Source organism: Campylobacter sp. IFREMER_LSEM_CL908 (genome assembly GCF_025771545.1).
GTDB lineage: Bacteria > Campylobacterota > Campylobacteria > Campylobacterales > Campylobacteraceae > Campylobacter_D > Campylobacter_D lari_D.
In genome coordinates this window covers 1-526 of sequence record NZ_JAKMQK010000041.1, presented here as the reverse complement: position 1 = coordinate 526, position 526 = coordinate 1, and the positions used below count along the sequence as shown (strand labels likewise).

1 protein-coding gene is annotated in these 526 nt (G+C 31.9%); it reads right to left on the bottom strand.

Features of this window, described 5'->3' with window-relative positions; genetic code table 11:
• Positions 1-526 (bottom strand): ankyrin repeat domain-containing protein (locus L8U04_RS08285; protein ID WP_263709826.1); only part of this gene is annotated, 526 nt, incomplete at both ends.

The window sequence follows — 526 nt, the reverse complement described above, 5'->3', positions numbered from 1 at the left end:
TAATGGGGTAGCAGGATCATAATATTCAATTTTTCCATCTTCAATATCACTTATACCACAATTAGCCGCATTCACATCAGCTCCATATTTGATTAGCACTTCCACACAAGCTCCTATAGGTTTTTCTTCGCTTCCTGCTGCCCCATGTAAAAGGGTTTCTCCTGCATCGCTAAAACTAAATTCATTTTCTGTTTTAATACTTCTCATATTAGGATTTGCTCCTAATTTTAAAGCTTCTTCTAAATAATTTGCATGATTAAACAATATCCAAACATGCAAAGGAGTATCGCCGCTTTCTTCATTATAAGTTTCAAATGTGCATCCTTTTTTTAAAAAATATTCTATTACTTCTTTATTTTTTCCATCTCTATCAATATACCTACTAAGTGCATTAAATCCAAAGCACACTTTATCAGCTTTAAGTCCTAAATTTTCAAAATACTCCATCATTTCAAAACTTTTACTTTTATCATAAGCAAGTCCTGCACAAGCTAAAGTGATAGCAGTATCTATAATAGCTCTTTTA